This is a genomic window from Microbacterium oryzae, assembly GCF_030406385.1.
GTDB classification, from domain to species: Bacteria; Actinomycetota; Actinomycetes; order Actinomycetales; family Microbacteriaceae; genus Microbacterium; species Microbacterium oryzae_A.
Genome location: NZ_JAUEPM010000018.1, coordinates 1 through 5,450 on the forward strand (window position 1 = coordinate 1; position 5,450 = coordinate 5,450).

Sequence of the window (5,450 nt, forward strand, 5' to 3'; positions counted from 1 at the left end):
TACGTGAAGTCCGGCGGTGTCCTACTCTCCCACAAGGTCCCCCTTGCAGTACCATCGGCGCTGAGAGGCTTAGCTTCCGGGTTCGGAATGTGACCGGGCGTTTCCCTCTCGCTATGACCGCCGAAACACTTTTCGATGTGTTTCTGACATCTAGCTTCTCTGTGAAACTGTTTGGTGCCCGTACATCGGGAACCACAAAGTGGACGCGAGCACTCGCAGAAGGAGTGTGTTATCAAGTCATCGGCTTATTAGTACCAGTCAGCTGCACCCATTGCTGGGCTTCCACGTCTGGCCTATCAACCCAGTAGTCTGCTGGGAGCCTCTCACCCCGAGGGGTATGGAAGTCTCATCTTGAGGCCGGCTTCCCGCTTAGATGCTTTCAGCGGTTATCCATCCCGAACGTAGCCAACCAGCGGTGCCCTTGGCAGGACAACTGGCACACCAGAGGTTCGTCCAACCCGGTCCTCTCGTACTAGGGTCAGATCCTCTCAAACTTCCTACGCGCGCAGCGGATAGGGACCGAACTGTCTCACGACGTTCTAAACCCAGCTCGCGTACCGCTTTAATGGGCGAACAGCCCAACCCTTGGGACCTACTCCAGCCCCAGGATGCGACGAGCCGACATCGAGGTGCCAAACCATGCCGTCGATATGGACTCTTGGGCAAGATCAGCCTGTTATCCCCGAGGTACCTTTTATCCGTTGAGCGACAGCGCTTCCACAAGCCACTGCCGGATCACTAGTCCCGACTTTCGTCCCTGCTCGACCTGTCAGTCTCACAGTCAAGCTCCCTTGTGCACTTACACTCGCCACCTGATTGCCAACCAGGTTGAGGGAACCTTTGGGCGCCTCCGTTACTCTTTGGGAGGCAACCGCCCCAGTTAAACTACCCACCAGGCACTGTCCCTGAACCGGATCACGGTTCGAAGTTAGATATCCAGAGTGACCAGAGTGGTATTTCAACAACGACTCCACGGTAACTGGCGTCACCGCTTCAACGTCTCCCACCTATCCTACACAAGCCACACCGAACACCAATACCAAGCTGTAGTAAAGGTCACGGGGTCTTTCCGTCCTGCTGCGCGTAACGAGCATCTTTACTCGTAATGCAATTTCGCCGAGTTCGTGGTTGAGACAGTTGGGAAGTCGTTACGCCATTCGTGCAGGTCGGAACTTACCCGACAAGGAATTTCGCTACCTTAGGATGGTTATAGTTACCACCGCCGTTTACTGGGGCTTAAATTCTCAGCTTCGCCTTGCGGCTAACCGGTCCTCTTAACCTTCCAGCACCGGGCAGGCGTCAGTCCGTATACATCGTCTTGCGACTTCGCACGGACCTGTGTTTTTAGTAAACAGTCGCTACCCACTGGTCTCTGCGGCCACCACACCCTTTCCGGAGCAAGTCCGTATAAGTGGATGGCCCCCCTTCTCCCGAAGTTACGGGGGCATTTTGCCGAGTTCCTTAACCACGATTATCTCGATCTCCTTGGTATTCTCTACCTGACCACCTGAGTCGGTTTGGGGTACGGGCGGCTAGAACCTCGCGTCGATGCTTTTCTTGGCAGCATAGGATCACCCACTTTTCATCCCCATCACATCTCAGCCTTCATGAGTCACGGATTTGCCTATGACTCGGCCTACATGCTTGGACCAGGACAACCATCGCCTGGCTTGGGCTACCTTCCTGCGTCACACCTGTTAATACGCTAACCGCACCAGCATGGGGTCACGCGCTCCCCCGGACGGTGCCACCCGAAGGTGACGATGTCCGGCTTTGGGCGTTTAGCACCACTGGATTGATTGGGGCGGTTCTTCGCCGGTACGGGAATATCAACCCGTTGTCCATCGACTACGCCTGTCGGCCTCGCCTTAGGTCCCGACTTACCCAGGGAAGATTAGCTTGACCCTGGAACCCTTGGTCTTCCGGAGGACGTGTTTCTCACACGTCTTTCGCTACTCATGCCTGCATTCTCACTCGTGTGCCGTCCACGGCTGGATCACTCCGCCGCTTCACCCCGCACACGACGCTCTCCTACCCATCAACACGGCTGGACCACGAAGGCCTACCATTAATGTCAATGCCACAGCTTCGGTGGCGTGCTTGAGCCCCGTTACATTGTCGGCGCGGAATCACTTGACCAGTGAGCTATTACGCACTCTTTCAAGGGTGGCTGCTTCTAAGCCAACCTCCTGGTTGTCTAAGCAACTCCACATCCTTTCCCACTTAGCACGCGCTTAGGGACCTTAGATGGTGGTCTGGGTTGTTTCCCTCTCGACGATGAAGCTTATCCCCCACCGTCTCACTGCTGCGCTCTCACTTACCGGCATTCGGAGTTTGGCTGACGTCAGTAACCTTGTAGGGCCCATCGGCCATCCAGTAGCTCTACCTCCGGCAAGAAACACGCAACGCTGCACCTAAATGCATTTCGGAGAGAACCAGCTATCACGAAGTTTGATTGGCCTTTCACCCCTATCCACAGCTCATCCCCTCAGTTTTCAACCTAAGTGGGTTCGGCCCTCCACGACGTCTTACCGTCGCTTCAGCCTGGCCATGGATAGATCACTTCGCTTCGGGTCTAGGACACGCGACTGAAAATCGCCCTATTCAGACTCGCTTTCGCTACGGCTACCCCACACGGGTTAACCTCGCCACGTATCGCTAACTCGCAGGCTCATTCTTCAAAAGGCACGCCGTCACCCCAACAAGGAGGCTCCGACGGTTTGTAAGCAAACGGTTTCAGGTACTATTTCACTCCCCTCCCGGGGTACTTTTCACCTTTCCCTCACGGTACTTGTCCGCTATCGGTCATCTGGGAGTATTTAGGCTTACCAGGTGGTCCTGGCAGATTCACACGGGATTTCACGGGCCCCGTGCTACTCGGGATACCACTCGCGGCAGGAACACGCATGTCGACTACGGGGCTACCACCCGCTCTGGCCGGCCATTCAAAACCGTTCGTCTATACGCACCTGTACCACGCGGAACACGGCAGCGTCCCCTAGTGGTCCCACAACCCCGAACGTGCAACGCCTGCCGGCTATCACACACGACTCGGTTTAGCCTCTTCCGCTTTCGCTCGCCACTACTCACGGAATCACTATTGTTTTCTCTTCCTGTGGGTACTGAGATGTTTCACTTCCCCACGTTCCCTCTACCCGCCCTATATATTCAGGCGGGAGTCACCAGGTCAGCACGCCGCCTGGCGGGGTTTCCCCATTCGGAGACCCTCGGATCACAGCCCGCTTATCGGCTCCCCAAGGCTTATCGCAGATTGCTACGTCCTTCTTCGGCTCCAGATGCCAAGGCATCCACCGTTTGCTCTTAAAGACTTGAAATCACATGAGTACACACACCAGACCCGAAAGCCCGGCATGCGAATTTCTTTAAGATGCTCGCGTCCACTGTGTAGTTCTCAAAGTACGGGCGGCACCACCCCACCCACCGGACAACACCGGCTTCAGGATGGCCCACAAGGATCCAGCCACCAACAGGTGCCTGAGCCCTCAGGACCCAACAACGTGCACGCGCCCCACCCGCAGCCAGCACCCCGTTCCCACCCCATCCGAAGACGAGACGTACTAAGAGCACCAGCGCGACTGAGGCGCCTTGTCAAATGTTCCACCCATGAGCTACCCGTCGAGAACATTCGTCTCGAAGCGGGCCTCTAGAACCCGAAGGTCCGAGATGCTCCTTAGAAAGGAGGTGATCCAGCCGCACCTTCCGGTACGGCTACCTTGTTACGACTTAGTCCTAATTACCGATCCCACCTTCGACAGCTCCCTCCCACAAGGGGTTAGGCCACCGGCTTCAGGTGTTACCGACTTTCATGACTTGACGGGCGGTGTGTACAAGACCCGGGAACGTATTCACCGCAGCGTTGCTGATCTGCGATTACTAGCGACTCCGACTTCATGAGGTCGAGTTGCAGACCTCAATCCGAACTGGGACCGGCTTTTTGGGATTCGCTCCACCTCACGGTATTGCAGCCCTTTGTACCGGCCATTGTAGCATGCGTGAAGCCCAAGACATAAGGGGCATGATGATTTGACGTCATCCCCACCTTCCTCCGAGTTGACCCCGGCAGTATCCCATGAGTTCCCACCATAACGTGCTGGCAACATAGAACGAGGGTTGCGCTCGTTGCGGGACTTAACCCAACATCTCACGACACGAGCTGACGACAACCATGCACCACCTGTACACCGACCATAAAGGGGCGACCATCTCTGGCCGTTTCCGGTGTATGTCAAGCCTTGGTAAGGTTCTTCGCGTTGCATCGAATTAATCCGCATGCTCCGCCGCTTGTGCGGGTCCCCGTCAATTCCTTTGAGTTTTAGCCTTGCGGCCGTACTCCCCAGGCGGGGAACTTAATGCGTTAGCTGCGTCACGGAGACCGTGGAAAGGCCCCCACAACTAGTTCCCAACGTTTACGGGGTGGACTACCAGGGTATCTAAGCCTGTTTGCTCCCCACCCTTTCGCTCCTCAGCGTCAGTAACGGCCCAGAGATCTGCCTTCGCCATCGGTGTTCCTCCTGATATCTGCGCATTCCACCGCTACACCAGGAATTCCAATCTCCCCTACCGCACTCTAGTCTGCCCGTACCCACTGCAGGCCCGAGGTTGAGCCTCGGGTTTTCACAGCAGACGCGACAAACCGCCTACGAGCTCTTTACGCCCAATAATTCCGGATAACGCTTGCGCCCTACGTATTACCGCGGCTGCTGGCACGTAGTTAGCCGGCGCTTTTTCTGCAGGTACCGTCACTTTCGCTTCTTCCCTGCTAAAAGAGGTTTACAACCCGAAGGCCGTCGTCCCTCACGCGGCGTTGCTGCATCAGGCTTCCGCCCATTGTGCAATATTCCCCACTGCTGCCTCCCGTAGGAGTCTGGGCCGTGTCTCAGTCCCAGTGTGGCCGGTCACCCTCTCAGGCCGGCTACCCGTCGACGCCTTGGTGAGCCACTACCTCACCAACAAGCTGATAGGCCGCGAGCCCATCCCCAACCGAAAAATCTTTCCCACCACAGACCATGCGGCCATGATGCATATCCGGTATTAGCAACCGTTTCCGGCTGTTATCCCAGAGTCAGGGGCAGGTTGCTCACGTGTTACTCACCCGTTCGCCACTAATCCACCCAGCAAGCTGGGCTTCATCGTTCGACTTGCATGTGTTAAGCACGCCGCCAGCGTTCATCCTGAGCCAGGATCAAACTCTCCGTAAAAAACAGATGCCAACCCGCCACCGGGAAAACGGTGAACAGGCAGCGAGTTCAATCATGACCAAATACGGATGCCATAACTGACAACCATTGTTTTGATCCAAAGGAATTCTCAAACCCAGTCACAAAGACCAGGCCGAGGATAATTTGGCATTTGACAAGTGCACGCTGTTGAGTTCTCAAGGATCAGACGCACCCAGCCCCACGACTCCCGCCGTGGCCCTCCGGGGCAAC

At 56.2% G+C, this 5,450-nt stretch carries 3 rRNA genes; all 3 read right to left on the bottom strand.

Annotated features, from left to right (window positions below):
• Positions 1–8 precede the first annotated feature (8 nt).
• Positions 9–125: ribosomal RNA gene (gene rrf / locus QWJ90_RS14810) — 5S ribosomal RNA — on the bottom strand.
• Between the two features lie 103 nt (positions 126–228).
• A 23S ribosomal RNA gene (locus tag QWJ90_RS14815) occupies positions 229–3,335 on the bottom strand.
• Between the two features lie 360 nt (positions 3,336–3,695).
• A 16S ribosomal RNA gene (locus tag QWJ90_RS14820) occupies positions 3,696–5,219 on the bottom strand.
• Together the 16S, 23S and 5S rRNA genes form the textbook arrangement of a ribosomal RNA operon.
• Positions 5,220–5,450 lie beyond the last annotated feature (231 nt).